The sequence below is a fragment of the Pseudomonas lyxosi genome (genome assembly GCF_047758685.1).
Taxonomy (GTDB): Bacteria; Pseudomonadota; Gammaproteobacteria; order Pseudomonadales; family Pseudomonadaceae; genus Aquipseudomonas; species Aquipseudomonas lyxosi.
On sequence record NZ_CP180481.1, the window covers coordinates 1,766,835 to 1,793,587 of the forward strand.

Consider the following 26,753-nt stretch of genomic DNA (forward strand, 5'->3'; position numbering starts at 1 on the left):
AAGCCCCGACTGGTTCGGGGCTTTTTTGTGGGCGCGAATTAGAGCTCAACGCTCTCAGCTATTTCCTGCATTGAACCGGGACGGTTCTCGAGTAGGAAAGGGGTCAGGCTGATATTCATCGCGTGCTCAAACGGTTGAAATGCTGGGCGAGAAAATCCGGCTGATTTTGGTTACTACCATGGGCATATTGCTGAAAACTACAGTGCGTTGCCGCATTGATGAGAATTTGAAGGCGCAGGCTACTGAGATCTTGAGCGCTTGTGGCCTGAGCATCAGTGATGCCATGCGTCTTTTTCTTCGTCAGGTTGTAGCGACTCAGGGCCTCCCGTTTGAGGTACGCGTCCCCTCGGAGAAAACGGCCCGCGCCATGATGGAAGCACGAGATATTCGCCAGCGGTTCGAATCAATAGACGACATGCTGAGGGACGCTGATGGCGAAACCGGAGAAAAAGCAAAAGCGCGCTGAACTGCCCAAACAGTGTGCGCAAACATCGCAATTCAAGAAGTCGTGGGAACGTTACAAGCGAGCCGGACGAGGCGCTTGCGCCGTTTCATGCGATCAAGCAAATCACTGTGGAAACCGTGATTGTCGAAAAAGCTTAGTAAATCCGCAAACGAACAAAAATTTAAAAAATGTTCGGATTTGTACTACTCTGAAGGCACATCCCTTTGCCCGAAGGAGTCCTTCCAATGGCCATTTCATCCCCCGTCCGTACGGCTCCCCAAGAGCTCGACACCCCGGAAGCCGGCCGTGTGGCGCTCAAGTTCTTCTTCAACCTGATGGAGCGTTGGGGCTGCACTGCCGAAGAACAGCGCACGCTGTTGGGCAAGGTCGGCAACACCACCTTCTATAAATACAAACACCTGCCGCCCAATGTGCGTCTCCCTCACGACACCCTGGAGCGCATCTCTTACCTGATGGGCATCCACAAAGCCCTGAGCATCATCTTCAGCAACAACCGCGACCGCGCCTACAAATGGGTCAGTAGTCCGAACACTGCCGCCCCGTTCAATGGTCAATCCGCATTGAGCTATATGCTCGCCGGCCGGGTGGTGGACATCGCTGACGTGCGTCGCTACCTCGATGGCGTCCGCGGTTGATGGCCCCGGAAGTAACGCTCCCCGAGTGGAACCGGGCTTACCGGATGATCAACAGTGCGTTCCCCCCAATCACCCTGTTTGAAGACGTGCTCGACCCCGAAGACCTGCAAACCGCCTACGCCCTGGAAGCCCTGACCAACGACCGGTTGGTGCAAGAAGCCGGCGTGCTTTCCCGCGTGCTGCCCGAAGACCGAATCTCCGGCCCCGGCTCATCACCGGTCATGGCCGCGTTCACCCACATCGGCAAAACCAGCCGCTTCACCGACGGCTCCTACGGCGTCTACTACGCCGCCAGCAGCCAGGCCGCCGCCATCGCCGAAACGAGCTATCACCAGGAACGCTTCCTCGCCGCGACCAACGAGCCCGACATCGAGTTGACCCTGCGCACCTACGTCAACAAAGTCGTTAAACCGATGCACGACATCCGCCAACACTACCCCGAGCTGCACAACCCGGATCCTGACGCTTATGGGCCCTCACAGGCGTTTGCCCGGCAACTGCGTGAAACCTTGTCGTGGGGGCTGCTTTACAACAGCGTTCGGTTGCCAGGGCATGAATGTGTCGCTGCGTTTCGTCCGCCGGCTGTCTCGATTCCGAAGCAGGGCAAGCACATTCGTTATGTGTGGAGTGCGAGCAGCCGGAAGATTTCGTTTGTGTTTGAAGTCAGCGAAGTGTGAGCCGGAATGCAAAAAGCCCCGATTGATTCGGGGCTTTTTCTTGTGTGCGATTTGTTTATGGCGCGACGTTACTGGCTCGGTTGTTACCTGGTGCATCGAGCACCTTCGCTACGTCATCGATGATCGCCTTACTCATATCCTGCAAAAAATGCGACGCCCAGGCATGCCGGTCGGTGTCACGAACCATGGCGGCGTCAGATGCGAGAAGTTTGGCGATGTGGAGCAGATCGGAAGCGTGGGAGAGGGCCTGGATGACCGGGACGCCGGCATTGATGCGAAACAGCGGTTGGTTGGCGTGGTAGGAGAAAGGGGTGAGGCCGATGGTTTTCAGGTCTTGGGGGTTGGTCATTGGGCACCTCCGGTTTTTGGGCGGTGGTGGATGATGACCATTGAAGCAGTAGCGCAAATTTTGGACGGATCGATAGCGGGCATTAGCAAAAACTCCTGAATCAAAGTTAGAGCTACCACGTTCGTTCTCAGGCGAATGGGTGGCAGCTATGCGCGGGCTGAGAAACCGGAGATACAGGAACCCGGCAGACCCGAAGGTCTCCCACGCACAGCCGCCATTACACGGAAATGCTGGCACAAAAAAACGCCGACAATCGTGATTTGGGGCGCTTGTGCGCCTGTATCTTACTTGGGTTCTCAGGCCCGGTCGCCGAATTGGCAGCGACGGTTTGAAGGTAGCTGGAGGGAGGTGGACGCGCAATCGTGGCTAGGTGGTGGCGCCAATTAAAAAAGCGACATGTAACAAAACGGACTACTTCAAAAGAGGCTGAGTCCTACTGCGAAAAGAGCCAGCGATGACTACTAAACAGCAACCCATCAATCGTCTACTGAGGCGTTCGGAGGGCATTGACTGTTCCAGGTAGGAATCAATCTTTTGAAGAGATTTGCTTTTGTAAATGAAGCTGCAACACGTGAATACAGGGACTTACCGGGCTGGGTACAGGATGAGTTCGGGAAAGACTTGATGCGTGTGCAGTACAGCGGGAATCCAGAGCTGGCAATAAAGCAGCTGAGTTCAGTTGGGGCGGGCGCTATTGAGTTGATTATCAATGGTAGTCCTGCATACCGATGCATCTACATTGCGAAGTATGCGGACACCATTTTCGTCCTTCATTCGTTCGTGAAAACGACGAATCGAACAGATCGTCACGCAATGGCAGTTGCGCAAGATCGGTTGAAGGAGCTGAAAAGGGAGCTTCGGAAAATGGGATGCAACGTCTAGCAGGCGTGAGCTTGTGAAATGACGATTTGAGGCAAGGCGCCGGCATCGTTGGACGGCAAGGTAAAAGTGGTGCGAAAGCCGAGTTTATCGAGCATGTCCATCATTGCATCGATCGTAAATTTCTCGATCTTGCCTGTGGTCAGCTCTGAAACGCGCGACTGGGTCACGTTCAATCTGGCTGCGGCCTCACTCTGTTTGAGGCCCAGTTTTTTGATGCAGTCAGTGATGAATATCGATAGCTCCATTTTCAAAGCCATTTTGCTGGCGACCTCCTCGTCATGCGTAACATGGAACGGGCTGTCGAAGAATTGAATTGCCATTGGCCCTAACCTCTTTTGCGGTTATCTAAAATTTACGATAAACGAAGATTAGTCGATTGATCATATTTGATCCAATCGTTTTTTCTGTCTGTTGTCCCAGTACTCATTACGCCACGTAACTAATGATGTTCCCGCCCCCACCTTTATCCCCTCCAGTTAACTCCCTACATTGAGCTCCAACGCCGACCCATTCATTCCGAAGGGAAGGTCACTTGGAGATTCCTCATGCCTTTCGTAAGCGTACGCATCACCCGCGATGGCGTTACCTCTGAGCAGAAAGCTCAGGTGATCGCCGAAATCACTGAAACCCTGGAACGCGTCCTGAAGAAGGATCCGCACCTGACCCACATCGTGATCGAAGAAGTCGACACCGATAACTGGGGCTACGCCGGGATCACCACCACCCAGTACCGCAAGCAACTGGCTGAGGCGGAGGGCAAGTCATGACCGCGTCCGTCTCCATCGATTTCATCTCCGACGTGGTGTGCCCGTGGTGCGCCTTGGGTGCGACGGCGCTGGAGCAGGCGATCGAGAACGTGGCGGGTGAGGTCTCGGTGGAGCTGATCTACAAGCCCTTCGAGTTGAACCCGGACATGCCGGCGGTCGGCGAGAAAGCGGTCGAGCATTTGATGCGCAAATATGGACGAACCGCCGAAGACGTCGCCGCCGGCAAAGCGATGCAGATCGAACGTGGCGCGGCCATTGGCTTCAAGTTCGATCTGGAGAAGCGTACCCACTTCTACAACACGTTTGATGCGCATCGGTTGCTGTTGTGGGCGTTGCAGGAAGGGCGGCAGGTCGCCCTCAAGAAAATCCTGTTGCGCGCTTACTTCACCGACGGCCAGAACCCGAGCGATCGCGAGACGCTGGTTGGTCTGGCTGTTGAAGCGGGACTGGATGCGGCGGCTGCTCAAGAGGTGCTGGCGTCCGGAGCGTTCGCCAAAGAAGTGCGTGAGCTTGAAGAGTTTTACCGCCAGCGCGGCATCAACTCGGTTCCGGCCATGGTGCTTAACGGTCGTCACCTGGTGTCCGGTTCGCAGTCGGTCGAGTACTACGAACAGATGTTGAGACAAATGGCGAAGGCCCCCGCCGAAGCCTGATTACTTACTTTTTCAAACCATCATTTATTAGTTGAGGTTCATCATGAGCAATTCGAAGAAAGTCATCGTTATTACTGGCGCCTCCCAAGGTCTCGGCGCAGGCATGGTCAAGGCGTTCCGTGATCTGGATTACAAGGTTGTCGCCACTTCGCGTTCGATCCAGCCGTCCACCGACCCGGACATCCTCACCGTGGCGGGCGACATCGGCAATCCGGAAGTCGCACAGCAAGTCATCCGTGAAGCCATCGCACGTTTTGGTCGCATCGACACCCTGGTCAACAACGCCGGGATCTTCATCGCCAAGCCGTTCACCGCGTACACCGCGGAAGACTACGCCAACGTGCTGTCGGTGAACCTGAACGGCTTCTTCTACATCACCCAACTCGCGATCAACGAGATGGAAAAACAAGGCAAAGGCCACGTCGTCAACATCACCACCAGCCTGACAGACCACGCGATTGACGGTGTGCCGTCGGTACTGGCTTCGCTGACCAAAGGTGGTTTGAACGCTGCGACCAAGTCCCTGGCGATTGAGTACGCCAAGCGCGGGATTCGGGTGAACGCCGTTTCCCCAGGCATCATCAAGACCCCGATGCACGGCGAAGAAACCCATGAAGCGCTGGGCAATCTGCACCCGGTCGGCCACATGGGCGAAATCAGCGATATCGCTCAGGCGGTTGTGTATCTGGACAACGCCAACTTTGTCACCGGCGAAATCCTGCACGTCGATGGTGGTCAGAGCGCGGGTCACTAAGACCTGAGTTGACTTGTCCGCAACGCCGTCGACCAATGTCGACGGCGTTTTCATTGGAGAGCGCACCATGACCATCCATGTTCACAAGGTTTTCCTGATCACTGGGGTCAGTTCAGGCTTCGGCCTGGCTTTTTCGCAAGCAGCGCTGGCGGCGGGGCACACGGTGGTGGGTACGGTGCGGCGCGAATCCGAGCGTGCTGCGTTCGAAGCGCTGGATGCCCATCGCGCCAAAGCATTCGTGCTCGATGTCACCGATTTTTCGGCGATCGAGCCGCTGGTGGCCGATATTCTGCGCGAGGTGGGCCAGATCGACGTGTTGGTGAACAACGCCGGTTATGGTCATGAGGGCATTCTAGAGGAGTCGCCGCTGACCGAGCTGCAGCGTCAGTTCGACGTTAATGTGTTTGGCGCGGTGGCAATGATCAAGGCGGTTCTGCCCGGTATGCGTGAGCGGCGCAGCGGGCATATCGTCAACATCACCTCCATGGCCGGCTTCATCACCTTGCCGGGCATCGCCTATTACAGCGGCAGCAAATTCGCCCTCGAAGGCGTCAGTGAAGCGCTGGCCAAAGAAGTGGAAAGTCTGGGCATCCACGTGACCGCCATGGCGCCGGGCTCATTTCGTACCGAATGGGCAGGCCGCTCGATGATCCGTTCGGGTCGCACATTGAGTGAGTACGACGCGGTGTTCGATCCGGTCCGCAAGGCGCGTGAAGAAAAAAGTGGCAAGCAGGCCGGCGATCCGCACAAGGCGGCGCAGGCATTGTTGACCCTGGTGGCTGCTGAAAAGCCGCCGGTTCACCTGTTACTGGGTAAGGATGCAGTGAGGCTGGTGCGCGAAAAGATTGCGAACCTTCAGGCGGAAATCGACGCTTGGGAGCACCTTTCGGAATCGACGGAATTCGACTGATCGAAACCCTCGGGGCATAGAAACTCAAACCCCGGAAACAACAAAGCCCTCGTATTTCTACGAGGGCTTTGTTTTGTAGGGTGCCGGCACCAGACGGAATAATAGATCCGTCCCCTTTTTACTCCGGGCATGGCCGCCAGCGAACTAAACTATTTGTATCTGCGTAGCAGATGTCTCTATAGAGGTAAGGAGGTGTCAAATGGCTATTCATGATACCTATCGGGAAATTGAACAGACCTTGGGTCAGGTGCCGGAGTGGATTAAGCAGATGCCGGAAGGCGGAGCGATCGGATTCTGGGGCGTGGCCCGGGATTTCTGGCTGGCGGACACCAAGATTCCTAATAAGTACAAGGAGTTGATAGGTCTGGCGGTGTCTGGGGCGACCCGTTGTAAGTATTGCGCCCTGTTCCATACCGAAGCGGCGCGCTTGTTTGGCGCGAGCGACGAGGAAATTTCCGAAGCCAGCTTTATGGGCGCGCTGACCATGATGGGCAGCACCTTTATTAACGCCCAGCAGATCGACTACGAGCAGTTCCGGCAGGAGACGCTGAGTATCGTCCGATATGTCAAAGATCACTCGCAACCCAAAGCCGCTTAAGCCGTTGCGGGAACCAGTCCTTCGCCAGCTGACGAAGGATAAGTTAATTGCAATCACCAGCGATGGTCCTAGGACCACCGCTCGGTGGCAAGCGGCTGTGCTGCGAGCCATCGGCGAACTAATGCAATGCAGCGATACCGCCCGCGAAGAAAGCCAAGACCTGCGCATTCCCTTCGCCAAAGCACTCCATGACCTCTATGCGGGACAGAAGTCCGACGCCGAGTTGACGGAAATGGTGTTGCTGATACTGGAAGTGGAAACCGCCCCCTTGCTCGGCAAAGGGCCCTAGGCCGGAGCGGCATCTGGGAGCAACGGGGGGGCTATCAAGGTCGGGTAGAAGCAGATTCTCCAACCCCGGAAACAACAAAGCCCTCGTATTTCTACGAGGGCTTTGTTTTGTATGGTGCCGGCACCAGGAGTCGAACCCGGGACCTACTGATTACAAGTCAGTTGCTCTACCAACTGAGCTATACCGGCGTGTTAGGGCGACGATTATAGCGATTGGGTTGGTTCTGTAAACCCCTGAATTCAGACTATTTTTGCGCAAGCGTCAGACCAGCCTCGCGGACGCTTCTGCGAGGCTGGTCTGTGCAGCATTACACGCCGTTTTTGACTGCTTGAATCAGGTCCTGACTCAGCACTTGCGCAGGTGCCACTTGCACGCTTTGCGTGTAGAACGGCGGCAGGTTTTGGGCCAGTGTCGACAGCGCTTGTGCGGTGGTGTTGCCCGGCAGCAGCACGTATTGGAGGTTGGACGGATAGCTCTGGGGCACGGGGCCTTCCATGGTCGAACCGTACGCGCCGAAGGTCATCACGGCCTGCGGGGTGGTGGGGTCGGGGGCGTAGAGGAAGACGAAGGTGCCGTACTTCGGATGCGTCAGGTATTGCTCGGCTTGGGCGCGAACCGCCGGGTCGGGGTCGTTCATCAGGGTCCAGCGCATGACCGCGTAGTTGCGGGTAGTTTCCATGAACGCTGTACGAATCGGCGACTGGTTCTCGACGCCTCCCAGGCACACCAGCAGGTTGCCGAACGGATCGATGAGGGCCACCGAGTTGAACACCGGGCTGTGTTGTGCGGTTTGTAACAGTGGCGGGGCGAGTTCTGCGCCGGGATCGCGTGGGTTGGCCGATTGCACGGTCAGCGCAAACGGGCTGAGCGCAGTCAGTGCCTGGCGGACTTTGCTGTTGGCCGGGAGGTTTGCCGGGTTTTGCAGTTGGTCCGGTGGCAAACCGCTGTTGTTGCTGGCCTCGCGTACGGTGTTGACGCTGGCGGAGAAGATCGAGCTGGTGAGAAAGTAAGCCGCCGAGTCGATGGTCTGGCCGCCGAATACCGGGCTGGTCGAACCCTGATAGGCCCGGCTGACAGGCGCCGCAATCGCGTAATAACCCCAGGTGTCCTGCGCCTGTGGGCGGATCTGCGGCGGCAGCGACGGAAAGGTGAACTGACTGTTGTAGTTGATGCCTGCATAGTCATCGATCGCACTGACGGCGACGTTAAATCCTGCAGTCAGCAGCGAACCGGCGCACATGGCGCATGGGTCCAGGGTGGTGACGACGGTCAACTGATTGGGCGGTGGCAAGTTCAATGGCGCGACGTTTTCGTAGTACCAGTCCACCAATTGCCGCTCGCCGTGTGCGGTCGGGTCATGAGGTAGAAAGTACGTGGTGCCACTGCCGGGGAAAGTCATCAGCACGTTGTTGTGCAGCGCGGCGATGACCTCGCCCGTTGCGTTGTTGATGATTGGCGCCACCCACCGCGAAGGTTTGCTGCAGTGCAGCATCAATGGCTTGGTTGGCGACGGTATCGACGGCTTCCTGTGCACTGTTCAATGTGCTCATGTTTTTCCCAGCTCCTTGCTGTTTGAACGCCAGGCAATTCTGGCGTTTGGCAAAGATAGTTGAGGTTTCGCAGGTCGTTTATGTTGTTTTGGCTGAATGCTTATGCACAACGGGATCTGTACCGCACCTGCTTAGAGGCAAATTTGTGGAGCCGTTCTCATTTGATCGCAAATGCCTGTTTTTCCGATTTTTTTACAGGTGTACGAAAATTGAACAGTTGTGTTTCAGCCCCGAAACAGCCGTATATATTGGATCCACGATAATTTCATCCCCAGAGTTATCCACAGGCTGAGGTGATTTAAGGGCGTTCAGCCAGGATCAGGAAATTACGCGGTGTAAGTGGAGTCTCGCAGAAGGTTCCGAGGCGAACCGCAAACCCTTGCTCGGAGAGGAAAAGGGCTCGATCGAGTACCAGCCACAGCTCCAACGGGCGTCGGAAAAGACCGCGCAACAGCTCCAGATTGCGTACTTCGGCCAATCGCTGCCAACCAGCGGCTTCAAATGCTGACCAATCCTGCGGGCCGATTGTGGATAACTCTTTAAGCGCGGCCAAATGATGGCAGTAATCAGCGAAGGATTTATCCAGCCAGGCACTGGGGAGGGAAGGGGTGGGCAGGTATTCGTCAATGCCGCGCAGTTGCCGCTGCAGCAGGTCGAAGGCCAGGCGTCGGGCCATGGAGGTGTCACGCTGACGTCGGACGCGAGCGCCAGCGGTGACGGTTTCGCTCATCGGTAGCGAAAGATCATCGAGGGATAGCTGTAGGTCGGAGCGCTTGGCCGATGAGGAAAGCGGCTGATACTCGCTCAGACTGATCCGGTTATAGCAACAAGGCGCGATGGCCAGTTGTTTGCAGCCAGCGACACTGGCGAGCTGGATCAGCCGCACATGCAGATCACCGCAGGCGTGCAGCGCTACCGGGGTGTGGTCAGCCTTCAAGAAAGAGGCGGCGTCTGCAGCGAGTACATCTTGCTCGACATGCAGTGCGTGCAATTGATGACGCTGGCTGAGTGCCTGACCGCTGGCGACCAGTGCCGGGTCGTATTCCAGGCAGGTCAGCTGTTGTCCGGTTTGCAGCAGACGTCGACCCAAGTGGCCTTTGCCCGAACACCAGTCCAGCCAATGGCTCGGCGCATCAGCAAACTGCAAACGACTGGCGAAGGCTTCGATCTGCTGCCACTTGCGCCCCGGCACATCGACATTCAGTCGATGACCCGCCGTTTCAAGCGCATACGCGGGCAACTCATCCACCGCGCTCAACTCAAGGGACATCGCCGCCAAAGAGGCAAAAGGCTCCCGTGCGTCCAAAAGAGCTGGGTTGTTGTGAGCGTGTTCCGCGTCCTCCAGCGATCGCGTGCGTAGCCAGGACGCCAACTCGGGGTAGGACGCTTCCCAGGGAAGCTCCAGATGAGTAAACGGCCGAGGCTTCCACAGCGCCTGATGCTCGATCAGAAAAGCATCCAGCGCCGCGAAACGGGTGAGTAAGGCCTCACCCGTCAGCACGCAGGAATCAACGCCCCTGGCAGGCATCGACGCGCAGCCAGCGCTCCAGCAGCTTGAAGCCGCGAACCAGCACATAAGCCATCAGCAGATAGAACATGCCCGCCGCGAAGAAGATCTCCACCGGCAGGTAGGTCCGGGCAATGATGGTGCGGGCCATGCCGGTCAGTTCCAGCAGGGTCACGGTGCTGGCCAGGGCGCTGGCCTTGAGCATCAGGATCACTTCGTTGCTGTAGGCCGGCAGACCAATGCGCGCGGCACGAGGCAGGATGATGTAGACCAGCGCCTTGGCCCGGGACATGCCCAGCGCTCGCGCCGCTTCGATCTCACCCGGCGGAATCGCCTGGATCGCACCTCGCAGGATCTCGGCGATGTAGGCCGCGGTGTGCAACGTCATGGTTGCGGTGGCGCACCAGAACGGATTGCGCAGGTACGGCCACATCGAGCTGTTACGGATCGAGTCGAACTGCGCCAGGCCGTAGTAGACCAGGAACAGCTGAACCAGCAACGGCGTGCCGCGGAAAAAGAAGATGTAGCCGTAGGGAAATGCCCGCACGTACCAGAGTCGCGACGAGCGCGCGATGCCCAGCGGAATCGCCAGTAGCAAGCCCGCGATCACGGCGATGGCCACCAGTTCCAGAGTCAATGTTGCGCCCTGAGCCAGTTTCGGCAGCCACTTGATGATGACTTCCCAATTCATTGGGTGCTCCTCGCGAAGCCGCGAGCGGCGCGTTTTTCCATGAAGTGCATGCCGGTCATGGCGAGAACCGTCAGGCCCAGGTACATGAACGCGGCCACCATATAAAAGGTGAACGGCTGCTTGGATATGGTCACGCCGATTTGCGCGTGACGCATGATTTCTTCCAGGCCGATGACCGATACCAGCGCAGTGTCTTTCATCAGGATCATGAACAGATTGCCCAGGCCGGGCAGGGCGATGCGCCACATCTGCGGCATGATCAGTTTGGTGAAGATACGGAATTTCGACAGACCCAACGCCACACCCGCTTCGCGGTGACCTTTGGGGATCGCCAAAATTGCACCACGAAACACTTCCGTGGCGTAGGCGCCGAAGCACAGTCCCAGCGCAATCACGCCAGCGGCGAAGGCATTGAGTTCGAGGTCGGGGTTGCCGAAAAACTCGCCCAGGGCACGCATCAGGTTGACCGTGCCAAAGTAGATCAACAGCACCCAGAGCAATTCCGGGATGCCGCGAACCAGGGTCGAATAAGTGCCGCCAAGCCATTGCAGCGGCTTGTACGGGGAAGTCTTGGCCAAGGCGCCGAGCAGACCGAGCACCAGGCCCAGGCACAAGGCCGAGAGTGCCAGTTTCACAGTCATCAGCGCGCCAGCGGCGAGCGCCGGGCCGAATCCGTAGAGATCGATAGTCATGGATTTCTTTTCAAATCGCGGCAGGCAATGCCAAGGACTGGCGCCGTCAGCGAACGGCGCCAGTCAGGCAGGTCAGAATCAATAGATGCTGAACGGGAAGTACTTGTCGTTGATCTTTTTGTAGGTGCCATCAGCGACGATTTCTTTCAGTGCGGTGTTCAGCTTCGTACGAATCTCATCGCCTTTACGTACAGCGATACCGATCTTGTCGCTTTCTTCCACCGGGTCGCCTTTGAACTCATAAGAACGGCCGGCGTCGCTTTTCAGCCACTCGTAGTTGACGTACTTGTCGGCCAGGATGCCGTCCAGACGACCGGAGGTCAGGTCGAGGTAGGCGTTTTCCTGGGTGTCGTAGAGTTTGACTTCAACGCCTTCCATGTTGTCTTCCAGCCAGGTGCCAGCGAGGGTCGCACGTTGTGCACCGATCACTTTGCCTTGCAGGGAGTCCTTGTCGGTTTTGAAATCGACGTTTTTCGGCGCGATGAATTGCAGCTTGTTGGAGTAGTACGGGTCGGTGAAGTCCACCGCTTGCTTGCGCTCGTCGGTGATCGACATCGAGGAGATCAGGAAGTCGAATTTCTTGGCGTTCAGGGCCGGAATGATGCCGTCCCAGTCAGACGTGACCACGGTGCATTCGACTTTCATCTTGGCGCACAGGGCGTCGCCGATTTCTTTGTCGAAGCCGACGACATTGCCACTGGCATCTTTGTTGTTGAACGGCGGGTAGGCCGCTTCGATGCCCATCTTCAAGGTCTCGGCGGCAGCACCGGCGCTGAAGGCCAGGGTGACGGCAGCCGCCAGGAAGATTTTTTTGTAGTTCTGCATGTGGGTAGCTCCGTTAGCGGTTGCTGGACATGAATTGTTTGCAGCGCGCCGAAAGCGGGTTTTCGAACACCTGCTGTGGCGATCCTTGCTCTTCTACCAGGCCCTGGTGGAGGAACACCACCTCGCTGGACACCTGACGGGCGAAACCCATTTCATGGGTGACCAGCAGCATGGTGCGGCCTTCTTCGGCCAATGCGCGGATGACATTAAGTACTTCCTGGACCATTTCCGGGTCAAGGGCGGAGGTCGGCTCGTCGAACAGGATCACCTTGGGCTGCATGGCCAGCGTGCGGGCAATGGCCGCGCGTTGTTGCTGACCGCCGGAGAGTTGCGCCGGGTAGGCGTGGCGCTTGTCAGCAATGCCGACCTTGGCCAGCAAGGCTTCGGCGACTTCGATGGCTTCCGCTTTGCTCTGACCGAGCACGCGGCGCGGCGCTTCGATGATGTTGTCGAGCACGCTCATGTGCGGCCAGAGATTAAAGTTTTGAAATACAAAACCGATCTCGCTGCGCAGGCGATTGATCTGCTTGCCGTCGGCAGCGACCAGTTCGCCGTTCTTGGCGGCTTTGAGCTTGAGTTCTTCGCCGGCCACCAGGATCTGGCCCTGATGCGGGTTTTCCAACAGGTTGATGCAACGAAGGAAGGTGGACTTGCCGGAACCGGAAGAACCCAGGATCGAGATCACGTCGCCGTCGCGTGCGGTCAGCGAGATGCCTTTGAGCACCTCAAGCTGTCCGTAGCGTTTGTGCAAGTTGCGGATTTCAAGCGCGGGCGTGGCCTCAGCCATGTGCGTTCCTCATAAGTATTTCGCTCCTGCTGTTGGCGGCCTTCCTGGCGAGGCGGCCAAGCTAGCATAGCGTCTGAATGGCAGCCAACAGCGCTACGGGCGGTAAACGGGTGGCCTGTGGCAGGTTGTCGCATCGGTACAGCAGACTGTCGCGCTGCTATCAACCGAACAGCCGTTTGAACCCTGCCTGTCGTTAAAAAAGCGCGGGGCTGTCCCAAAAAAGGGCGCGATGTTGCCAGCTTTGGCTGGGGGTTGGAAGCGCTAACCGGCCAAACGTTCCTGATCTGCACTTTTATTGTGCATCGCGCATTTTCCGGGTGTGTTTCCAGTGCGCGAATTCGTTCTCCAAGTGAGTCGCAGGGTAACGCTTTGGCAAAGTGCCATTATTTTCAATGGCTTGCGATGACTGTCCGGTCTGGATGAGATCGCCGTGGTAGAGGGATTTGAAACATTTTGGCGCAATTATTGCGTGCAGAATCCGGAACGCCCCGTTGGTTTCTTTTTACGAGAAAGAAATTCAGGCGGGATGCACGCATTCGCTTTTCCTTACAAAGGTAGTTTCAATGAGCAGTACCCCAAGCTCCAATGGCCTCGAACAGGGGCTCAAACCGCGTCATGTGACCATGCTGTCGATCGCCGGGGTTATCGGCGCCGGCCTGTTCGTCGGCTCCGGCCACGCCATCGCCGCCGCAGGCCCAGCCGTGCTGTTGGCCTACGCCGCCGCCGGTATGCTGGTGGTGCTGGTGATGCGCATGCTCGGCGAGATGGCCGTCGCTTCGCCGGACACTGGCTCCTTCTCGACGTATGCGGATCGCGCGATCGGTCACTGGGCCGGTTTCACCATCGGCTGGCTCTACTGGTGGTTCTGGGTATTGGTTATCCCGCTGGAAGCCAACGCCGCCGCGACCATCCTGCACGCCTGGTTCCCGAATGTGGCGATCTGGGCCTTCACCTTGGTCATCACCTTGCTGCTGACGGTGACGAACCTGTTCAGCGTGAAGAACTACGGTGAATTCGAATTCTGGTTCGCCCTGGTCAAAGTCATCGCGATCATCGGTTTCATCGGCCTTGGCATCATGGCGATCTTCGGCTTCCTGCCGAACAGTCAGGTCAGCGGCGTTTCGCATCTGTTTGACACTCAAGGCTTCCTGCCAAACGGCATGGGCGCAGTGTTGGGCGCGATCCTGACCACCATGTTTTCCTTCATGGGCACCGAGATCGTGACCATCGCGGCCGCGGAATCGAAGAACCCTGGCCAGCAAATCTCCAAGGCCACCAACTCGGTGATCTGGCGGATTGGCTTGTTCTACCTCGTATCGATCTTCATCGTTGTGGCCCTGGTGCCTTGGAACGACCCGGTGCTGGCAGCTGTCGGCTCCTACCAGACTGTGCTTGAGCGCATGGGCATCCCGAATGCCAAGCTGATCGTCGACATCGTGGTGCTGGTTGCTGTGACCAGCTGCCTGAACTCGGCGCTGTACACCGCCTCACGCATGATGTTCTCCCTGGGCAAGCGCGGTGATGCACCGACCGTTTCCCAGCGCACCAACAAGAGCGGCACGCCGTACTGGGCCGTCATGTTGTCCACCGGTGCTGCGTTCATCGCGGTTTTCGCCAACTACGTGGCCCCGGCCGCCGTGTTCGAATTCCTGCTGGCCAGCTCCGGCGCTATCGCGCTGCTGGTGTACCTGGTGATCGCGATTTCGCAACTGCGTATGCGCAAGCAGCGCATGGCTCGCGGTGAAAAAATCGCCTTCAGCATGTGGCTGTTCCCGGCCCTGACCTACGCGGTGATCATCTTCATCGTTGCGGCCCTGACCATCATGCTGTTCCAGGAAGCTCATCGCGTGGAGATCCTCGCGACCGGTCTGCTGAGTTTGCTGGTGGTGGCTGCCGGTTTGTTTGTGGCCCGTCGTCGCAAGCTGCAGAAGATGGGTGCGGTGGTGCTGAACTGATTCGTACCGCATAACGCAAAACGGCCGCTGTCAGTGATGACAAGCGGCCGTTTTTGTTTCTGAAGCGAGTGTTTACTCGGCCTTTTCTTCCTGCGCATCCAGCGACTCGCGATAGCTGTCGAGCGCCGCGCCGAAGTCAGTGATGAACTGCGGATCTGTCAGCCAGGCCTGGGCGGTGTCGCGGTCCATGCCGTCGGCCCACATGCGGTAGTCGATCAACATGTCGGCGGCCAGGTGAGTGGCGGCCATGGCTTCGTTGTCGGCGTTTTCCATGTCCAGCAGTTCTGGATGGTCGCTGATGATGCCGGCGAGGTTCGACAGCAAGGTCAGCAGCATGTCGTTGCGGCTGGTGGCTTCTGCGTCGCGCATTTTGCTGAACATCGCCAGGGTGTATTCCGGGATCGGCTCGCCGATTTCGCCCAGGTCATCGTCCAGTGCGGCGGGTTTTCTGCCGTGGATGTTGATTTGTTTGGCTTTGATCTTGGCGCGTTTGGCGCGTTTCTGTTGCTTGTTCAGGGATGCCATGGGAACTCAGTTTGCTTTCGGTTGTGTTTGGGCCGCGATGGCGTCGGACGCCGCCACGTAGTCAGCCTGGAAGGCCGGTGATTCGATCCACGCCAAGGCGCCGGCTTCGTCGACTTCGGTGGACCATTGGCGATATTCGATCAGCGCGGCGAGGATGAAGTCCATCGCGCCTTCTTCGCCTTCCTGCTCGTACACCAGCTCCAGCAGCGGGTCTTCCAGGAAGGCGGCGCACATGGCTTGCTGGCTGGTTTTTTCAGCGTCGATCATTTTCTTGAACAGCTCGGTCAGGTCCACCGATTCGAAGTCGATGCGATCGTCGTTCGGGTCCAGCTCGACGGGCGCGGCGGCCCGTTGGGTGCGGTTCTGCTTGGCCTTGGCTTTGGCGCGTGTGGCGCGTTTGTTCTGCTTGTTGGCGGATGCCATGGGCGTCGTTCCGTATTTCGTTGAGAGGGCGCATCAGTCAGTTGCGTGGCACTAGCCGCCCGGGTGTGTCGGGGGTCAGTTCGCCGGTCTGCAACCAGGACAGTGCAATGGGCCATAGTGTGGCTTGGTATGCGCTACGAAAAAAGGCGAAATGTCCGACTTCTTGTTCACCGATGTCTTCGGGGGCAATTCGCAAGTGGGCGTTCGTGCTGTTGGTGAAGTAACCCAGCAGTCGTTCGATGGCTGGAATCGTGCCGTAAGGATCGTCGCTGATGCTGATGGCCAGGTTTTGTGCGGTGACGGATGAGAAGGGCAGCCGCCCGGATTTTGCGTGAAGGACGCGACCGCTGGGACGTTTCTCGTAGTGCGCGGTGGGCATGCTCCAGTCGCGAACCACGCCAGCGGGGGTGTCCTCTAGCCAGCCGAGACGTTTGCCGGGGAAGTAGCCGCAAAGCAATGTCATCAACGGCATCAGCAGATGCCACTTGCCGAACATCCGCCAGCGATGGGCGGGCGCGTAATCGCGCCAGTAGGCGAATTGCGCGCCGACGGTCACCAAGCGTCGAATCATATGCCCGGAAGCTCCCAGGCCCGCTGCACAGCCTCCAAAGCTGTGGCCTACAACATCGATGGGTTGCCCGGGAAACTCACGCTGAGCGCGCTTGAGCATCGCCTCAAAGTCCAGCGCGCCCCAATCTGACCATGAAGCCCGAAGCCCTTTCAGCGACGCGGGGCGCGATTCGCCGATGCCGCGGTAGTCGTAAGTGATCACTTCGAAGCCGTTGGCGTACAGGTAATCGGCAAAGCGCGAGTAGTGGCGGCAGCGGACCGATGTTGCGGCGTTGATGATCACCACAGGACGGGTCGAGTCTTGATGCGCATGTCGCCAGGTGAAGCCGCCAAGGATGAAACCGTCGGCAGCGGGTTCCTCGAAAGAGTCACCAAGTGTGCCGGTGGGTAACGGCAATTCAAGTTGCGTCGGGGCCAGTGAGGGCATGTCCTGCAAATTCATCGGCTTTGAACCTTTGCGGTTAGCCAGTCACCATAGTCTTCACGCCGTATATGAACAATCCACCCGTGCTTGTCGGGGTCTTTGCTTGAGTAACCGCTCCTCAAGCACCGCCCACTCCCGATCCAGTTCTGTGCGAAGTTCCTCCTCGCTCGGCAGTACCAGTCTGTAGGTACTGGCGAACAATTGTTCGTTGCCTTGCAGGACTGAATAGCGCACCACCGATTCATCTTTTTGCGCGCAGAGAATGAGGCCGACGGTGGGGCCATCCTCCGGTCCGCGCTTGAGGTCGTCGTACATGCGCACGTACATGTCCATCTGGCCGACATCCTGGTGGGTCAGTACGCCGCGCTTGAGGTCGAAGATGACGAAGCACTTGAGCAGGTAGTTGTAGAACACCAGATCGATGTAGAAGTCTTTGCTCTCGGTACTGATGCGTTGCTGGCGAGCGATGAAAGCGAAGCCTTTGCCCAACTCGAGCAGGAAGCCCAGGAGTTGATTGATCAATGCTTGTTCAAGTTCACTTTCCTGGATCAAGCCCGCATTGGGCAGGCCGAGAAACTCCAGTAGCACCGGGTCCCGGATGAAATCCCGAGGGCTGGCGTTCATTTGCTGGATGTTGGTGGCGGCTTCCTGTTTGACGGCACAGCGGTCTCGGCTTGCCAGCAGGCGTTCGTAGTAGAGCGTGTTGATCTGGCGTTCCAATGCGCGGCTTGACCAGTTCTGCAGGGCTGATTCGTTCATGTACCAGTGGCGAGCGTTGTCGTTGTCGACTCGTAGCAGTCTGCGGTAGTGGGTCCAGCTCAATTCGGAACGCACTGCGTTCCAAATTGGAAAGGTCTGATAAAAGTCCCGCATGTATCGCAGGTTGCGTTCGTCAAAACCCTTCCCAAACTCCGCCGTCAGTACTTTCGCCAGTGTCGATAGCAGCTGCTTGCCATAACCCGCTCGCCGGGCCCCCTCCTGCTCGAACTCCACAATATGCCGTCCAATCTGCCAACAGGTTTGCACCTGTACGGTATCGACCGCTCGCAGCACCTTCTGACGCGCTTCGCGAATCAATTCGCCAAGATTGCCGAGCAGTGAAGTGATCTGTGGATCTTGAGTGTTACCGGGTTTGAGGGAGCTCATGACATTTTCCGCAACTGAAGGAAACAGGCGGAAGAGGATGGCAAGAGAGTGATAGCCCGCGATGCCGGGCGTTGCTGGCAAATCGGAAGGAAAGTCCGACTGGTTTTGCGGGATCACGCCGACGGAAATCCGCGCTTGAGGAATACAACGTGTAGTCCAATTCGCAGTGACCCCAAGTACTAATCAATCTAAAACTTGAGCATTCAGCGAGAAATCTAAAAGGAGTAACGGTAGGGCTCTGTGGAGCCCGGGAGTCGCCATCATGAAGTACGTCCATTCACTCATGTTGCCCATCGCCGCAGTCGGCATGTTGATGTTTCCAGCCATTTCACCGGCCGCCAGCCTGGAGCCTATCGACAGCTCAGGTGTGCAAGTCCAGAGACAAGAGCAAAACGGCATCGCTTACTTGTCCGGCGGTGTTGGCGAGGATGAGTCGAAGGCCATCCAGCAAACCACTGGGTACAACCTGCACATGACCTTCTCCACCGGACCGAAGGACGAATATGTTCCGGATGTGAATCTGATCATTCAGAAAACCCCAGGGCAGCCCGTGCTGACGCTAAGTGAGGCCGGCCCGTTGGTTTACGTACAACTGCCCCCTGGCAAGTACACCGTCATCGCGACACGCAATGGAGAGGAACGGCGTGATACGGCGGATGTAGGCAGCGGCGCCGCTCGCAACCTGGTTTTCCATTGGGGGACTGAGAACTAGCGACGACTGCGAAACGTCATCAACTAAATCGCAGACATAAAAAAACCCTGAATCTTGCGATTCAGGGTTTCGGTATTTGGTGCCCAGAGACGGAATCGAACCGCCGACACGGGGATTTTCAATCCCCTGCTCTACCGACTGAGCTATCTGGGCAACGGGGCGCATTAAACTGGTTTTTCAGGGGGTCGTCAAGAAAGTTTTCAAAAAAATTTTAATTATTACCGTCGCTTACGTTCCGACCCTCGAAAAAGCGGGATTATTCGGCCGGCGGAACGTAGCCGTCAGCCTTGGCGTATTCCTCGCCGGAAAAGAACTTGTCCATCTCGCCCTGAAGATATTTGCGGTCTTCGGCGTTCATCATGTTCAGGCGTTTTTCGTTGATCAGCAGGGTCTGGTGTTTCTGCCAATCTGCCCAGGCTTTGGCCGAGACGTGGTCAAAAATGTCCTGACCTTTTGCGCCTGGAAATGGAGCGCGCTCCAGGGCGGGCAATTCTTCTTTGTACTTGCGGCACATGATGGTGCGGGTCATGACGACTCTCCTGCGTTCAATACGGCGGCCGCGCGTTCGAGCAAGGTTTTGACCGGGGCGGCAAGGCCCAGGCGCGGCGGGGTGGCGAGGTTATACCAGAGCCAGTCGGCCTCGGCCACGTGATGGCCGGCCTCCTGGACCTGAACCAGCCAGGGTTCGATGGACAACTGAAAATGACTGAAGGTGTGTACCAGGCTCGGCAGCGCCTGTTGGCTGCCAAGTTCCAGCGAATGCTGCGAAGCCAGATGTTGCAGGTCGTTGAGGTCGTCGAGTTCCGGCAGGCTCCATAAACCGCCCCACAAGCCCGTGGAAGGGCGACGGTAAAGCAGAATCGCGCCTTCGCCGTTGGCGAGCATCGGCATCAGCGTGCGCTTCTGAGGCACGGCTTTACGCGGTTTGGGGATCGGGTAGCGAGTCTCCAGGCCGAGCATGTGCGCTTCGCAGCCCTTTTCGAGAGGGCAGAGCAGGCAACTCGGCTTGCTACGGGTGCAAAGCGTCGCGCCCAGATCCATCATCGCCTGGGTGTAGGCGTTGACCCGATCATGCGGCGTAAAGCGCTCAGCGTTCGCCCACAGCTGTTTGGCGACCTTTGGCTCGCCCGGATAACCCTCTTGCGCGGTAAAGCGCGCCAGCACCCGTTTGACGTTGCCGTCGAGGATCGGCGCCCGCAGGCCCATGCTCAGGCTGGCGATGGCGCCCGCCGTGGACAGGCCGATGCCCGGTAGATCAACCAGCTTTTCCACATCGCGGGGAAACTCGCCACCGAACTGCTCGACAACAATCTTCGCGGTCTTCTGCAAATTGCGCGCACGGGTGTAGTAACCCAGGCCTGTCCACAGGTGCAGGACTTCGTCTTCCGGCGCGGCGGCCAGGGCTTCGACCGTCGGCAACGAGGCCATGAAGCGGTCGAAGTAGTTCAGCACCGTGCTGACCTGGGTCTGCTGCAACATGATTTCCGAGACCCACACCCGATACGGGGTGATGTCTTGTTGCCAAGGCAAGTCGTGGCGGCCGTGGCGGTCGTACCAGTCCAGCACCGCCGATGAAAACTGCTCGGCTCTCATCGCTTGAACAGCCCCTTCAAAGCGTTTTTCAGTTCAGGGCTGACCTTGTCGCCAAGCTTCTCGTCGATTTTTTCGCTGATCCGTTCGCCTGCCAATTTGCTCGCGACCTGGCCCATGCGTTCGTTATCGAGGCGGCAAGCCTTGGCGCCCAGTTCCAGCGGGCCACGGCAGCGCAGCGGCCACTCGATGCCGACGAACTTCTCGCCGACCTGGCAGGCCGGGTCCGGCATGTCGCTCTTGTCGCCTTCGACGATAACGCCCACGCGGTAGTCCATGCCCAACACCCGAAGATCGACATCGCCGTCGCCGTTGACGGTCATGCCCGGGATGCGCACTTTCAGGTCCGGATTGCTGGCCACGCCGTTACGGAAGGTCAGGTTGCCCTTGAGCTCCTGGAACGGAGTGTCTTTACCCCGTGGCTCGCCGCTGAGGGATTTACGGTTCAGGGTGGCGATGCCTTTGCACAGCTGTTGTTCGAGGTTGGCATTGAGCAGCACGCCGTTGTTGATGACGAAACTGGCGTTGCCATTGAGGGTCTCGATCAGCGCTTTCTGGCTGTTGCCGCTGCCGGTCAGGTTGCTGTTGAGTGTCACCAGACCTTTGACCGGTGGATTTTTACCCTGGCTTTCAAGGATTTTTTCCACTGGTACTTTGCTGATGCTCGTCTGCATGTTCAGCGCTGGCACCTGTTGGCGCACGTCGAGCGTACCTTTGGCGTCGAAGTTGCCGTCGTACAGGTCGCCGCGAAGGCTTTCCAGTGTCAGCAGGCCGCCTTGACCTGTGGCTTTGAGCGCAGCGTTCTGGATCGGCAATTTATCGAGGGTAAGCTGGCCGAAGGTGAGGTCAGCCTCCACGTCGAGTTTGCTCAGGCGTTCCACCGGTAGCAGGCGCTCGTTGCTCCACGCGTCTTTGGTCGGTGCTTGCGGTAGCGGCGTGCTGCCCGGACCAGCCAAGGCATCGGCTTCGGTGCTGGCCACTTCGGCCTGACGCACCTGCGTCGCGCTACTGGCTTCGGCGGATTTTGGCGGCAGGTAACGGTCGACGTTGAAGGTGTCGGCCTTGAGGGTCGCCCGCAGCGATTGTTTGGCGAAGTCCTCGACGGCGATGCGGCCACTGAAGGTGCTGTCGTCGACTTTCAGGTTGATGTTGTCGAGCACCACGCTGGTTGGCGTGCCGGCAAGGCGGCTGACCAGTTCAACTTTGCTCAGGCTGCCTTCAGCCATCGCTGGAAGCTTCTGGCCGATGCTGTCGACGAATTTCGCCAGGTCGAACTGGGCGATCGACAGGCCGCCGCTGATTTGCGGGGTTTTATCGAGGTCGTTGACCTTCAGTTCACCCAGCGCGCGCAGTTGGTTGGCAGAGATCTTGATGCCAGTCCATTCGGCGACGTTCGCGGCTTTATCCAGCAGTAACTGGCCCTGGGCGGCGAAGGTCATGGTTTTGCCTTGCAACGGATCGCCAGCCACTTCGCCAGAGAGTTTCATGTCTTCGAGTTTGTAGCGCTGCAGTGCGCGCTCGAAACGCAACTCGCCGTTGAGCTCGGTACGGACACGCAAGACCGGCTGGTTGGTGCCCAGGAACGCGGTAAGTTTGACCGGGATGTTCGTGGAGTCATGCACCGGGCCGGTACTCAGCTGGATGCTTTCGGCGCTGAATTGCTTGCCGGTTTTCTCGTCGCTGTACTCAACGCGGGCGTTGTTGACGGTCAGGCTGTCGATGTCCAGTCGGGTCGGCTGGGCCGGTTTTTCCGCTTGGGCGGTGGTCTCGGTCGCGGGTTCGCCAGTGGTCGCGGGCGGGGTGGTCGGCGCCGGTTCCTTGCCGATGTCTTGCCAGTTGCCGTGGCCGTCCTTGTCGCGGGTCAGGCGCAGGTTCAGGCCTTCGACGCGTACATCGCTCATCTGCACTTCACGGCGCAGCAGCGGCAGCACACGGACCGACAAGCCAAGCATCTGCAAGTCAGCGAACGGCTCGGTGGGCTTGGCCAGGGTCGCGACGCTGGCTTCGTGCAATTCCAGGCCCAGCCACGGGAACAGGCTCCAACCGATATCGCCATTGAGCGTCAGCTCGATGTGGGCCTTGTCGCGGGCTATCTGGCGAATCTCGTCTTTATAGTCGTTGGGATCAAAGAGGTGGGTCAGGGCAAAGCCCAGCGCCACAATGATCAGCAACAGCCCGAGAAGTACCAGACCCAGGATTTTGCCGAACGCTTTCATGGGCGAGTCCTTGTAGTTAGTCGAATTCGAAATTTAGCCGGGGAGTATAGCGCTCCGCAGCGGACGACCGGTCAGCGATCACGTCGGCAACTCATCCAGCGGTATTTTCAGTTTGGCCGCCAGCGCTTGCGCCTCCAGATGCCCGGCAGGCGCCAGCAAGCGCAATGTCGCGCCCGATTGTGACGCCATTTTCTGCGCTTCATTCACCAGGCGCTCGGCCACGCCACGACGACGGGTAATTTTTCGTACGCATAGTTGGGACAGATGCCAGACATCCGAGTGCCGTTGCAGACGTGCCGCGCCCAAAAGCCGATCGTTGAAGCGGCCGGCGATCAGCGAGCCGTCCAGCAGGCAGGCTTCGATCAACTGCACATCTCCGGTAAACGGGGCAAACAGCCAGTCCGGTGCATCGCGGTAGATCTTCTGCAGATCTTGCTGATCTTGATAAGTGGCTTCGTTTAGCGGCTCGACAATGATCGGCATGAGGGCTCCTTCAGTGGTACGAGAACTGATGACATACAAAAGGTGATATCACTTTGGTTTTTCTGTCACGTACAGATGGTAACCTCTGCCGGTTCGTCCGTCCTTCTGCGGCGTGATGTCGCACCAAAATGGAGCTTCACCTCAAAAACAGTCATGCGTGCGCATAAAGGCTGGGGGTGAGGAGCGCTGACGAACCACTCTAATAATTGGGGGATACACAATGACCACGAGCATCACGGCGGACGGCCTCAAAGCCGATCAGCCCGCGTTCCTGTCCAAGGAACGCATCATCGCCAAGCCCGGTTTCAACCGTTGGCTGGTACCTCCGGCCGCCTTGGCCATCCACCTGTGCATCGGCATGGCCTATGGCTTTTCGGTGTTCTGGTTGCCACTGTCCAAAGCCTTGGGCGTGACCAAGGCCGTGGCCTGCGCGCCGGACATGAGCTTCATCTCGCAAGTCTTCTCGTCCCAATGCGACTGGCCGATCTCGATGCTCGGCTGGATCTACACCCTGTTCTTCATCTTCCTCGGTTGCTCGGCCGCCATCTGGGGCGGCTGGCTGGAACATGCCGGGCCACGCAAGGCTGGCGTTGTATCGGCGCTGTGCTGGTGTGGCGGTCTGCTGATTTCAGCGCTGGGGGTCTATACCCATCAGATATGGCTGATGTGGATCGGCTCCGGGGTCATTGGCGGTATCGGCCTGGGCCTGGGTTACATCTCGCCGGTCTCGACTCTGATCAAGTGGTTCCCGGACAAGCGCGGTATGGCGACCGGCATGGCGATCATGGGTTTCGGTGGTGGCGCGATGGTCGGTGCTCCGTTGGCCGCAGCCTTGATGGGCCACTTCGCTTCGCCAACCAGCGTCGGCGTATGGCAGAGCTTCCTGGTGATGGCCGCGATCTACTTCGTGTTCATGATCGGTGGCGCACTGTCCTACCGCGTTCCGCCAACCGGCTGGAAGCCTGAAGGCTGGACCGCTCCGGCGAAGAAAGCTTCCAACGCGATGATCACCCACCGTCACGTCCACGTGAATGTGGCGTGGAAAACCCCGCAATTCCGTCTGGTGTGGCTGGTGCTGTGCCTGAACGTTTCGGCGGGTATCGGCATCCTCGGCATGGCTTCGCCACTGTTGCAGGAAGTGTTTGCTGGCACGTTGTTGGGTAACGGCCTGACATTTGGTCAGCTGGATGCCTCGCAGTTGGCCTCGATTGCTGCGATCGCTGCCGGTTTCACCGGTTTGCTGAGCCTGTTCAACATCGGTGGCCGCTTCTTCTGGGCCTCGTTCTCGGATTACCTGGGCCGCAAAAACACTTATTTCGTGTTCTTCGCTCTTGGTTTTGCGCTGTACGCGTTGATCCCGAACCTTGGTCACCTGGGCAACGTTGCGCTGTTCGTAGCGGCCTTCTGCATCATTCTGTCGATGTACGGCGGTGGTTTTGCGACGGTGCCGGCTTACCTGGCGGACCTGTTCGGTACGCAAATGGTCGGTGCGATCCACGGTCGTCTGCTGACGGCTTGGGCAGCGGCAGGCGTGTTGGGTCCGGTGTTGGTGAATTACCTGCGTGAGTATCAACTGAGCATCGGCGTTGAACGCGCAGCGGCTTACGACATCACCCTGTACATCCTCGCGGGCCTGCTGGTGCTGGGTTTCATCTGCAATCTGCTGGTGCGTCCGGTGGCTGACAAGTACTTCATGACCGACGCTGAACTGGCCGCCGAACAGGCGCTGGGCCACGACAAGGGGGCTGACAGCAGCACCGTGTTGGAGTGGAAAGCGGATGCGGGCACCAAGCCTTTGGCAGTGGCTGCGTGGCTGGTGGTGGGTATTCCGTTGGCGTGGGGTGTTTGGGTGACCCTGCAAAAGACGGCTGTCCTGTTCCACTAATAACCGTTTAGCGCATTACCCCTGTGGGAGCGGGCTTGCTCGCGAAGAGGGAGTGTCAGTCGACATAAATGTTGGCTGACACTCCGCATTCGCGAGCAAGCCCGCTCCCACATTTGTTTTGTGTTCCATCCAATTGGCTTGTATGGACATGTCTATCCCCGACAACACGGGATTCACTCCGTCAGTGATATCACCTCCCGTGTTTCTGTTTGGCGCCCGCGCCCCTATAATGGTTGCCTTTTTCGCCCAATGATTTTGCGGAGCTGGTGATGGCCGAACGTAAGGCGTCAGTCGAGCGCGACACTCTGGAAACCCAGATCAAAGCCTCGATCAACCTGGATGGCACCGGAAAGGCCCGATTTGATATCGGTGTTCCTTTTCTTGAGCACATGCTGGACCAGATCGCCCGTCACGGGCTGATCGACCTGGATATTGTCAGCAAGGGCGACCTGCATATCGACGACCACCACACGGTGGAAGACGTCGGTATCACCCTGGGTCAGGCCTTCGCCAAAGCCATCGGCGACAAGAAAGGCATCCGTCGCTACGGCCACGCCTACGTGCCGCTCGATGAAGCGCTGTCGCGCGTGGTGATCGACTTCTCCGGCCGTCCTGGCCTGCAGATGCATGTTCCTTATACCCGCGCCACCGTCGGCGGTTTCGACGTTGACCTGTTCCAGGAATTCTTCCAGGGCTTCGTCAATCACGCCCTCGTCAGCCTGCACATCGACAACCTGCGTGGCACCAACACCCACCACCAGATCGAAACCGTGTTCAAGGCTTTCGGCCGCGCACTGCGCATGGCGGTAGAGCTGGATGACCGCATGGCCGGTCAGATGCCGTCGACCAAAGGCGTTCTGTAATGCAGACGGTCGCGGTTATCGATTACGGCATGGGCAACCTGCACTCGGTGGCCAAGGCCCTCGAGCACGTCGGTGCCGGCAAGGTCCTGATCACCAGCGATGCCGACGTGATTCGCGAAGCCGACCGGGTGGTATTTCCCGGCGTCGGCGCGATTCGCGATTGCATGGCGGAGATCCGTCGTCTGGGTTTCGATTCGCTGGTGCGCGAAGTCAGCCAGGACCGCCCGTTCCTCGGCATCTGCGTCGGCATGCAAGCCTTGCTCGACAGCAGTGAAGAGAACGACGGTGTCGACTGCATCGGCCTGTTTCCGGGCGCAGTGAAATTCTTTGGCAAAGACCTGCACGAAGACGGCGAGCACTTGAAAGTCCCGCACATGGGCTGGAACGAAGTGAAGCAGACGGTCACACATCCGCTGTGGCACAACATTCCGGACCTGGCGCGTTTCTACTTCGTGCACAGCTACTACATCGCTGCCGGCAACCCGCGGCAAGTGGTGGGTGGCGGTCACTACGGTGTCGATTTCGCCGCCGCGCTGGCTGATGGCTCGCGTTTCGCCGTGCAGTTCCACCCGGAGAAGAGCCATGCCCATGGCCTGCAATTGCTGCAGAACTTCGCCGCGTGGGATGGTCGCTGGTAAATGGCCGCCAAGAAGAAGCCGCCGATCCTGACCCTCACTCCCGAACAGGAGAACGAGGCCAATCACAAGATCAAACGCTTTATGGAAGATCGCTTCGAACTGGACCTGGGTTCGTTCGAAGCGGCTGAAATTCTTGAGCTGTTTACCCGTGAAATTGCGCCGCACTATTACAACAGGGCGATTTTCGATGTGCAGACGCACCTCAAAGAGAGGTTCGAAAGCATCGAAAGCGACCTGTGGGCGCTCGAGAAAAACTGATTTTCGAGCGAAGCTGAACAATCGAATTTGAAG

General features: G+C 58.2%; 32 protein-coding genes and 2 tRNA genes. 16 read left to right on the plus strand and 18 right to left on the minus strand.

All coding sequences use genetic code 11. The features are described 5' to 3' along the window. Positions 1–178 precede the first annotated feature (178 nt). The 3 genes from ACMXYI_RS08305 to ACMXYI_RS08315 all read left to right on the plus strand — a co-directional run bounded on the left by ACMXYI_RS08305 (position 179) and on the right by ACMXYI_RS08315 (position 1,778). Positions 179–466, plus strand: a complete 288-nt coding sequence (locus ACMXYI_RS08305; RefSeq protein WP_415773874.1) for a type II toxin-antitoxin system RelB/DinJ family antitoxin — start codon at positions 179–181, stop codon at positions 464–466. A 224-nt stretch (positions 467–690) separates the two neighbouring features. Then, the gene (locus ACMXYI_RS08310; protein ID WP_415758331.1) at positions 691–1,101 is read left to right on the plus strand and encodes an MbcA/ParS/Xre antitoxin family protein; all 411 of its coding nucleotides are present in this window, start codon (positions 691–693) and stop codon (positions 1,099–1,101) included. Further along, entirely contained in the window at positions 1,101–1,778 is a 678-nt protein-coding gene (locus tag ACMXYI_RS08315) for an RES family NAD+ phosphorylase (RefSeq protein ID WP_415772745.1), read from the plus strand. Before ACMXYI_RS08310 ends, ACMXYI_RS08315 begins: the two co-directional genes overlap by 1 nt. Before the next feature lie 55 nt (positions 1,779–1,833). Here ACMXYI_RS08315 and ACMXYI_RS08320 read toward each other — a convergent pair whose 3' ends face one another. Continuing rightward, positions 1,834–2,127 (minus strand): DUF3077 domain-containing protein, encoded by a 294-nt coding sequence (locus ACMXYI_RS08320; RefSeq protein WP_415772747.1) that lies wholly within the window; start codon positions 2,125–2,127, stop codon positions 1,834–1,836. Between the two features lie 534 nt (positions 2,128–2,661). On the opposite strand from ACMXYI_RS08320, the gene ACMXYI_RS08325 reads away from it, so the two are divergent. After that, entirely contained in the window at positions 2,662–3,009 is a 348-nt protein-coding gene (locus tag ACMXYI_RS08325; protein ID WP_415772749.1) for a type II toxin-antitoxin system RelE/ParE family toxin, read from the plus strand. Here the strand turns inward: ACMXYI_RS08325 and ACMXYI_RS08330 are convergent. Further along, positions 3,006–3,329, minus strand: a complete 324-nt coding sequence (locus tag ACMXYI_RS08330; RefSeq protein ID WP_149632207.1) for a helix-turn-helix domain-containing protein — start codon at positions 3,327–3,329, stop codon at positions 3,006–3,008. The two genes, ACMXYI_RS08325 and ACMXYI_RS08330, sit on opposite strands and share 4 nt — an antisense overlap. Positions 3,330–3,554: 225 nt before the next feature. Between ACMXYI_RS08330 and ACMXYI_RS08335 the strand changes: the two genes are divergently transcribed. The 6 genes from ACMXYI_RS08335 to ACMXYI_RS08360 all read left to right on the plus strand — a co-directional run bounded on the left by ACMXYI_RS08335 (position 3,555) and on the right by ACMXYI_RS08360 (position 6,980). After that, positions 3,555–3,776, plus strand: coding sequence for a tautomerase family protein (locus ACMXYI_RS08335; RefSeq protein ID WP_059406388.1), 222 nt, complete (start codon positions 3,555–3,557; stop codon positions 3,774–3,776). After that, the gene (locus ACMXYI_RS08340; protein WP_415772751.1) at positions 3,773–4,429 is read left to right on the plus strand and encodes a DsbA family oxidoreductase; all 657 of its coding nucleotides are present in this window, start codon (positions 3,773–3,775) and stop codon (positions 4,427–4,429) included. Before ACMXYI_RS08335 ends, ACMXYI_RS08340 begins: the two co-directional genes overlap by 4 nt. Before the next feature lie 43 nt (positions 4,430–4,472). Beyond that, entirely contained in the window at positions 4,473–5,183 is a 711-nt protein-coding gene (locus ACMXYI_RS08345) for an SDR family NAD(P)-dependent oxidoreductase (protein ID WP_415772753.1), read from the plus strand. Between the two features lie 67 nt (positions 5,184–5,250). Beyond that, the gene (locus tag ACMXYI_RS08350; protein ID WP_415772755.1) at positions 5,251–6,093 is read left to right on the plus strand and encodes an oxidoreductase; all 843 of its coding nucleotides are present in this window, start codon (positions 5,251–5,253) and stop codon (positions 6,091–6,093) included. A 199-nt stretch (positions 6,094–6,292) separates the two neighbouring features. Continuing rightward, entirely contained in the window at positions 6,293–6,691 is a 399-nt protein-coding gene (locus tag ACMXYI_RS08355; RefSeq protein WP_008149373.1) for a carboxymuconolactone decarboxylase family protein, read from the plus strand. A 121-nt stretch (positions 6,692–6,812) separates the two neighbouring features. Continuing rightward, positions 6,813–6,980, plus strand: coding sequence for a hypothetical protein (locus ACMXYI_RS08360; RefSeq protein WP_415772757.1), 168 nt, complete (start codon positions 6,813–6,815; stop codon positions 6,978–6,980). A gap of 112 nt (positions 6,981–7,092) precedes the next feature. On the opposite strand, the gene ACMXYI_RS08365 is transcribed toward ACMXYI_RS08360, so the two are convergent. From ACMXYI_RS08365 to ACMXYI_RS08395, 7 genes are all read right to left on the minus strand, one after another. After that, a tRNA-Thr gene (locus ACMXYI_RS08365) sits at positions 7,093–7,168 on the minus strand. Positions 7,169–7,287: 119 nt separating this feature from the next. Next, positions 7,288–8,472: a nucleoside deaminase gene (locus ACMXYI_RS08370; RefSeq protein ID WP_415772759.1), complete on the minus strand. Its 1,185-nt coding sequence runs from the start codon at positions 8,470–8,472 to the stop codon at positions 7,288–7,290. Positions 8,473–8,828: 356 nt separating this feature from the next. Continuing rightward, positions 8,829–10,058, minus strand: a complete 1,230-nt coding sequence (locus ACMXYI_RS08375) for a methyltransferase (protein WP_415772760.1) — start codon at positions 10,056–10,058, stop codon at positions 8,829–8,831. Then, positions 10,039–10,728, minus strand: a complete 690-nt coding sequence (locus tag ACMXYI_RS08380; RefSeq protein WP_415772762.1) for an ABC transporter permease — start codon at positions 10,726–10,728, stop codon at positions 10,039–10,041. Before ACMXYI_RS08380 ends, ACMXYI_RS08375 begins: the two co-directional genes overlap by 20 nt. Then, complete coding sequence (locus ACMXYI_RS08385; protein ID WP_415772764.1) at positions 10,725–11,420, minus strand: ABC transporter permease; 696 nt, start codon at positions 11,418–11,420, stop codon at positions 10,725–10,727. The genes ACMXYI_RS08380 and ACMXYI_RS08385 overlap by 4 nt, the downstream gene beginning before the upstream one ends. Positions 11,421–11,498: 78 nt before the next feature. Next, positions 11,499–12,245, minus strand: a complete 747-nt coding sequence (locus ACMXYI_RS08390) for an ABC transporter substrate-binding protein (RefSeq protein WP_046052200.1) — start codon at positions 12,243–12,245, stop codon at positions 11,499–11,501. Between the two features lie 13 nt (positions 12,246–12,258). Next, complete coding sequence (locus ACMXYI_RS08395; protein WP_007897462.1) at positions 12,259–13,032, minus strand: ABC transporter ATP-binding protein; 774 nt, start codon at positions 13,030–13,032, stop codon at positions 12,259–12,261. A 563-nt stretch (positions 13,033–13,595) separates the two neighbouring features. Between ACMXYI_RS08395 and gabP the strand changes: the two genes are divergently transcribed. Continuing rightward, positions 13,596–14,987: a GABA permease gene (gene gabP, locus ACMXYI_RS08400; RefSeq protein WP_415772766.1), complete on the plus strand. Its 1,392-nt coding sequence runs from the start codon at positions 13,596–13,598 to the stop codon at positions 14,985–14,987. Between the two features lie 72 nt (positions 14,988–15,059). On the opposite strand, the gene ACMXYI_RS08405 is transcribed toward gabP, so the two are convergent. From ACMXYI_RS08405 to ACMXYI_RS08420, 4 genes are read right to left on the minus strand one after another with little or no spacing between them, the layout of a single operon-like run. Further along, a complete protein-coding gene (locus ACMXYI_RS08405) occupies positions 15,060–15,512 on the minus strand; it encodes a hypothetical protein (RefSeq protein WP_415772768.1) in 453 nt (150 codons plus the stop codon). Positions 15,513–15,518: 6 nt separating this feature from the next. Beyond that, positions 15,519–15,935, minus strand: coding sequence for a hypothetical protein (locus ACMXYI_RS08410; protein ID WP_415772770.1), 417 nt, complete (start codon positions 15,933–15,935; stop codon positions 15,519–15,521). A 37-nt stretch (positions 15,936–15,972) separates the two neighbouring features. Next, positions 15,973–16,947 (minus strand): alpha/beta hydrolase family protein, encoded by a 975-nt coding sequence (locus ACMXYI_RS08415; protein ID WP_415772772.1) that lies wholly within the window; start codon positions 16,945–16,947, stop codon positions 15,973–15,975. Between the two features lie 39 nt (positions 16,948–16,986). Further along, the gene (locus ACMXYI_RS08420) at positions 16,987–18,075 is read right to left on the minus strand and encodes a PDDEXK nuclease domain-containing protein (protein ID WP_415772773.1); all 1,089 of its coding nucleotides are present in this window, start codon (positions 18,073–18,075) and stop codon (positions 16,987–16,989) included. Between the two features lie 262 nt (positions 18,076–18,337). Between ACMXYI_RS08420 and ACMXYI_RS08425 the strand changes: the two genes are divergently transcribed. Continuing rightward, positions 18,338–18,787: a carboxypeptidase regulatory-like domain-containing protein gene (locus ACMXYI_RS08425; RefSeq protein WP_415772775.1), complete on the plus strand. Its 450-nt coding sequence runs from the start codon at positions 18,338–18,340 to the stop codon at positions 18,785–18,787. Positions 18,788–18,864: 77 nt separating this feature from the next. On the opposite strand, the gene ACMXYI_RS08430 is transcribed toward ACMXYI_RS08425, so the two are convergent. The 5 genes from ACMXYI_RS08430 to ACMXYI_RS08450 form a co-directional block, all read right to left on the minus strand. Beyond that, positions 18,865–18,940 (minus strand) — tRNA-Phe (locus ACMXYI_RS08430). 103 nt (positions 18,941–19,043) lie between these two features. After that, positions 19,044–19,316 (minus strand): oxidative damage protection protein, encoded by a 273-nt coding sequence (locus tag ACMXYI_RS08435; RefSeq protein WP_008149405.1) that lies wholly within the window; start codon positions 19,314–19,316, stop codon positions 19,044–19,046. Then, complete coding sequence (mutY, locus tag ACMXYI_RS08440; protein ID WP_415772776.1) at positions 19,313–20,380, minus strand: A/G-specific adenine glycosylase; 1,068 nt, start codon at positions 20,378–20,380, stop codon at positions 19,313–19,315. The genes ACMXYI_RS08435 and mutY overlap by 4 nt, the downstream gene beginning before the upstream one ends. Beyond that, positions 20,377–22,593: an AsmA family protein gene (locus ACMXYI_RS08445; RefSeq protein WP_415772777.1), complete on the minus strand. Its 2,217-nt coding sequence runs from the start codon at positions 22,591–22,593 to the stop codon at positions 20,377–20,379. The genes mutY and ACMXYI_RS08445 overlap by 4 nt, the downstream gene beginning before the upstream one ends. A gap of 78 nt (positions 22,594–22,671) precedes the next feature. Beyond that, positions 22,672–23,076: an acetyl-CoA sensor PanZ family protein gene (locus ACMXYI_RS08450; RefSeq protein WP_415772778.1), complete on the minus strand. Its 405-nt coding sequence runs from the start codon at positions 23,074–23,076 to the stop codon at positions 22,672–22,674. A gap of 220 nt (positions 23,077–23,296) precedes the next feature. On the opposite strand from ACMXYI_RS08450, the gene ACMXYI_RS08455 reads away from it, so the two are divergent. The 4 genes from ACMXYI_RS08455 (at position 23,297) to ACMXYI_RS08470 (ending at position 26,720) form a co-directional block, all read left to right on the plus strand. After that, entirely contained in the window at positions 23,297–24,961 is a 1,665-nt protein-coding gene (locus ACMXYI_RS08455) for an OFA family MFS transporter (RefSeq protein WP_008149415.1), read from the plus strand. Between the two features lie 269 nt (positions 24,962–25,230). Further along, complete coding sequence (gene hisB / locus ACMXYI_RS08460; RefSeq protein ID WP_003218037.1) at positions 25,231–25,824, plus strand: imidazoleglycerol-phosphate dehydratase HisB; 594 nt, start codon at positions 25,231–25,233, stop codon at positions 25,822–25,824. Beyond that, positions 25,824–26,462, plus strand: coding sequence for an imidazole glycerol phosphate synthase subunit HisH (hisH, locus tag ACMXYI_RS08465; RefSeq protein WP_415772780.1), 639 nt, complete (start codon positions 25,824–25,826; stop codon positions 26,460–26,462). Before hisB ends, hisH begins: the two co-directional genes overlap by 1 nt. Beyond that, positions 26,463–26,720 carry a DUF2164 domain-containing protein gene (locus tag ACMXYI_RS08470; RefSeq protein WP_046045558.1) on the plus strand — a complete coding sequence of 86 codons (258 nt, stop codon included), beginning with the start codon at positions 26,463–26,465 and terminating at the stop codon, positions 26,718–26,720. The last annotated feature ends 33 nt before the right edge of the window (positions 26,721–26,753 follow it).